3 protein-coding genes and 1 pseudogene are annotated in these 5,051 nt (G+C 35.1%); all 4 read left to right on the top strand.

Going from position 1 to position 5,051, the window contains the following annotated elements:
- The coding region (locus F6K13_RS17590; RefSeq protein ID WP_287287905.1) for an ATP-binding protein at positions 1 to 1,430 on the top strand (1,430 nt) is incomplete at its 5' end.
- Between the two features lie 939 nt (positions 1,431 to 2,369).
- Positions 2,370 to 2,669: a ferredoxin III, nif-specific gene (fdxB, locus tag F6K13_RS17585; protein WP_124146397.1), complete on the top strand. Its 300-nt coding sequence runs from the start codon at positions 2,370 to 2,372 to the stop codon at positions 2,667 to 2,669.
- Positions 2,670 to 3,375: 706 nt separating this feature from the next.
- A pseudogene (locus F6K13_RS17580) lies at positions 3,376 to 3,633 on the top strand (transposase family protein); the annotation flags it as partial.
- A 969-nt stretch (positions 3,634 to 4,602) separates the two neighbouring features.
- Positions 4,603 to 5,051 (top strand): helix-turn-helix domain-containing protein (locus F6K13_RS17575; protein WP_287287904.1); only part of this gene is annotated, 449 nt, incomplete at its 3' end.

Below are 5,051 nucleotides of genomic sequence, written 5' to 3'. Positions count from 1 at the left end.
TCTCTGGTCGTGTGTGGAGAGGGGAAATTAAAAATAAGGCTAAAGATGGTAGTTATTATTGGGTTAATACAACTATCGTACCTTTTTTAAACGACCTCGGACAACCTTATCAATACTTAGCCATTAGATTTGACATCACCGAACGCAAGAGAGTAGAAGAAGCACTACAAGAAAGTCAAAAATGCAACCATAGTCTTCTCCATGCTATTCCCGACTTAATGTTACGCCTTGACTCAAAAGGAGTTTTTCTCGACTTCTACCCATCAAAAGATGATGAAAATGCCCCCAAAGCATCAGAAGTACTAGGGAAAACTATAGAAGAAATATTTCCCCAAGATTTAGCTATTTGGGCTCGACACTATTTAAAGCTTACTCTCAGCACTGATAAAGTGCAAGCAGCAGAATATTCTACTATTATTAATTATAACCTCTATCATTATGAAGCTCGTTATGTCAAAAGTGGTAAAGATGAAGTCCTAGCAATTATTCGCGACATCACAGAACGAAAACAAGGAGAAATTGCACTACGAGAATCAGAAAAACGCGAACGAGAAAGAGCATTGCAATTAGAAAAAGCTTTAAAAGAATTGCAAAAGACTCAAGCTCAATTAGTACAAGCAGAAAAAATGTCTGGTCTAGGTCAAATGGTTGCTGGTATTGCCCATGAAATTAATAATCCAATTAGCTTTATATACGGCAATATTATTCATACAAATAACTACATTAGAGATCTACTACATTTATTAAATTTGTATCGACAAAACTATCAAGATCCGATTCCAGAAATTCAAGATTTTGCTGAAGAGTGTGAAGCAGATTTCTTGATTGAAGATTTGCCTAAAATGGTCGACTCAATGAATATAGGAGCTAATCGAATTAGAGAGTTAGTTTTATCTTTACGAAATTTCTCTCGCTTAGATGAATCGGAGATGAAAAAAGTAGATATTCACTCTGGTATAGATAGCACTTTATTAATTTTACAACATCGCCTCAAAGCTACAGAAAAAAGACCAGAAATAACATTGCTCAAAGACTATGGAAATTTACCCAATATTGAGTGTTATGCTAGTCAGTTGAATCAAGTATTTATGAATATTATTGCTAATGCCATAGATGCTCTTGAAGAACAAAAAGAACCGGGAATTATTACCATAAAAACAGAAATATCTCAAAAGTCAGAAACAGGAGTAAATCAAGATTTTGTGAAAATTTCCCTTTCTGATAATGGGCGTGGTATTAGCGAATCTGTTCAAAATCGCATTTTTGACCCGTTTTTTACAACCAAATCAGTGGGCAAGGGTACAGGTCTAGGACTATCAATTTCTCACCAAATTGTTGTCGAAAAACATCGGGGAGAACTGAGATGTATATCTAATCAAAATGAAGGTACATTATTTGAAATATTAATTCCAGTTAAGGCTGGAAATTGAAGAAGGTAATATGTGGAAAAAGCTGCTCTCAAACCTAATACCAAATCTAAACAATTTAGCTAGGGGTAGAAGTATTAACATACTCTCCGACCTGTTAGCGCAGCTCCTCTGAAAGAGGCAGACACGGAGATTCTCCTGAAACCAGGATTCTTGGTTTACGCTCCGCAAGGCTGCACCAACATTGAGTCCACTTAAACTTAAAACCTTGCAATATTTAATCCACAGATCTCTGCCCAAGGGTTTACTCTATTGCCTCTTTTCGTTCGGAATGCTCCGCAAACAGATGAGCTTTCCTATGGGAATGCTGCGCAAATGCTATCAAAAGCCTGTTTCCGCATGCCCTACGGTACAGTTGAAAACCGAAAAACTTGAAGGGTAAATATGTTTGTTTGAGAGTCTAATTATCGCAGTCGCCATTACTGTTAGGAAATATCAAAAGCTTAAAACTCAGACAACGTAGAAAAATCTGCTTCCTAACACTCAAAACGCAACGGAAGAGTAGCTACGAACATCAAACTATTTGAAGTTTTAAACAATAGAGTATTCAACTTCAATATCCTACTATTTAGTTTTCATAAAATAATTTATAACTGTGTTAAAGCACACTAATTATATTCATAATTTCTATTACCAGTATCTGACGAAACTTAAGTAATATCAATAGTCCATTTTATTTGCTGGTATTGTCTCAATTCAACCAAAAATATCGTCAAAACTTATATAGAGACTTTGACGGTTTATAGGTATATTTATCTAGCAATAATTGCAAATATTTTCTAATAAATAAACATACAAAAAAAGCCATAATCAAATATTACAAAAAACCTGAAAAAAGTATTTTTTTATACTTTTTTGCTAGAGGAAATAGCTATTATATAAAAAGATGGAACAAAGCAAACAAAACAAAACATTCAGTCTATTAATTAAGGAGAAGAACCAATGGCAACATTAACAGCTTTAACTAAAGGTGGTACAGCTTGGACTCCTCAGTATGTCGAATCTATTGACATGAATAAATGCCTAGGTTGTGGTCGTTGCTTTAAAGTTTGTCATAGAAATGTTCTAGAACTTAGACCCATCAACGAGCATGGAGAATTTGTGGATGATGATGATGATGATGATGATGAAGTATTACGGAAAGTAATGACTATTACTAATGCAGATGACTGTATCGGATGTGAAGCTTGCGCTAACATTTGTGGTAAGAAATGCTTCACTCATGCTCCTGCAGCTGTATGAGTTCGGAAGAATGTCAACTCATAAATATTAATATAGAAGTTTGTGGAGTATCAGTTTTAGGTGTATTAGTAAAATTATTCACCTAAAGTCTGAACTCCCTGACTTTTTTTGTGCAACTATGTCATCATAAAAATTTGGTAAGTGCGAAACCACTGCCATAAGGGCAAATATTGATGCCAAAAATCCTTCAGTTTGCCGTCCCCCTAACCTAAATAAACATTGTAGTGTAGCCATTAACAAGGGTAGCTATATCACTATAGGTACCTGTTTTCTTTGGGTTGAGCCACTGCTCCATCACCTCTGGAGAGAGCCAAAACGTTAAACTTCCTCTCTGTTATCACGGGGTGACAAGCAGCTCAAAACTATTGTTTGATAAAGGTTTTAAGGATTAAATAACTGTCTAAAATATTGATTTTTCCTTTTAAAATAATGATAATTCTTTTTAAAGAAGGGGTAGGTATGCGGAGCATACCTACCCCTTCTCCCCCACAGGGAAAACGCATCTAATTTTTGTAACAAATGACCAAAAAGATAATTTCAGAATAGACTATGCGTTCGAGAGGCAATCACCATCAAAAAATACCAAAACTTTCAACAATCAAAACTCACCAAAAAATTCAATAATTAATACTTAAAAAAAACTAATTAAAATTGAAGATTAGATATTTATCAAAGATAATTATTCTAGTAATAATAAGATTTAACAATGAAACTCCAGCCAAAAAAGAGTATTTATGAGTATTTTAGTGAACTAGAAGACCCAAGAGTAGATAGAACCAAACATCATAAATTAATTGATATTATTACAATTACTATTTGTGCTGTAATTTGTGGTGCAGATACGTGGATAGATATAGAATCTTATGGTGAATCTAAATGTAAATGGCTAAAAAGTTTTTTAGAACTGCCTAATGGAATTCCATCTAACGATACATTTGCCAGAGTTTTTGCACCTTTAGACCCGTAACAATTACAACAATGTTTTTGATCATGGATTCAGTCAGTAAATCAAATAACTAGAATGTTGCGATATAACTGCCGCACTTGCTCCGCCAACGCGACAATGACCTTAGTTGGAGTTAACTAGATTTCAACTTTGTAGCTTTTGGGCTTACCTGTTTGAATCATACCCTTGGGCATGGCACATTGCACAAATAACTCCACTGCCTGAGCATCAAATTTTCGTCTTTTGGAGTAGGGTAAAACCTAGTTCTAAAACTTGCTCTAGGTGTGGAACTGTTAAAGAATCTCTGTCTTTATCAGAGCGCGTAATCAAATTGCAAACACTACAATTTTAGCTGCGATGAGACTTGTTTGCAGGGTTAAATTTAGCTATGGCGGGCAGTGATAGCTACGCTCCGCGTTCCGCGTTTCGCGCTAGCGTTGCGCAGCAAACGTCCGTGACAGCCTGTGGACTGGTGAGTGCCGACACTGCCAGAGTGAAGCAGGAATAGAACAGATCAATCATAGATTTCTATAGATTATCCTAGGTTTCTAAGAACGGTTGAGTATCTACACATCTAAAGATGCGAGAGTTATTTAGTAATTCTAATTATCAGAGAATAAACTGTTAATTATTTGACAGGAAAAGATTTTACAAAAAAGTAATATATTTTTATTAGCAGTAACCATATATCTGGTAAGACAAACTTATATTTTTATGTCTAGTTGTGGCCAGATTAACTGTTAAAAATATAGGGTTAAGTTAAATCCGGTTCTTCATGCTTTCTATAGAAGAAGTCAAAACCATTCAATTACTAAGCACGAATTTTACTCAATCTTACTTGAATTATAGGGTAGCAGACTACAATAGGCAAACTTTTGTCTGAGTTTGGAGTCGTAGGTCATCTTCTCAATTTAGAGGGTGTCAAAAAGCGAATTATATATATAGTGCAGCTAAGTTGCATTAAGTTGTTAAACTGAGGTAGCTGTTATGCCTGCTAAAGATTTTCTTAGTTCAATGCAAAAGAAAAGATTGCAAAAAGCCTTACAAGAAGGTAATTGCTCTCATTTCCGAGAACGAGTATTGATGTTACTCCTATTAAATGACGGAAAAACTTATTCAGAAATTTCTGCATTTATCGGTTGTTCTTATAGAACAGTTGCTTATTGGTGTGTACATGGAGACCCAGACCAATTAGATAGTTTACGAGATCAACGAGAGCATGGTAACTTTCGTAAAGCTACAGAAGAGTACATTCAGTTATTGGTAGAAGTCAGCAAAAAATCTCCTCATCAGTTCGGTTATGAATGTCAACACTGGAGTGGAGAACGTTTAGCAAATTATCTTGCTGAAAAAACAGGAATCAAAATTAGTGGTACTCAAGTTAGGAGAATTCTTAAACAAAAAAATATTCTCCTTCCCAGAGGCAGATTACAAGA

Origin of the sequence: Okeania sp. SIO2B9 (genome assembly GCF_010672505.1) — a bacterium.
Taxonomy (GTDB): domain Bacteria; phylum Cyanobacteriota; class Cyanobacteriia; order Cyanobacteriales; family Microcoleaceae; genus Okeania; species Okeania hirsuta.
This window is presented reverse-complemented; position numbering and strand designations above follow the sequence as displayed.

Bases quoted from the DNA above. Each gene is read 5' to 3' on its own strand.
- fdxB (WP_124146397.1), top strand. From the start codon at position 2,370: ATGGCAACATTAACAGCTTTAACTAAAGGTGGTACAGCTTGGACTCCT.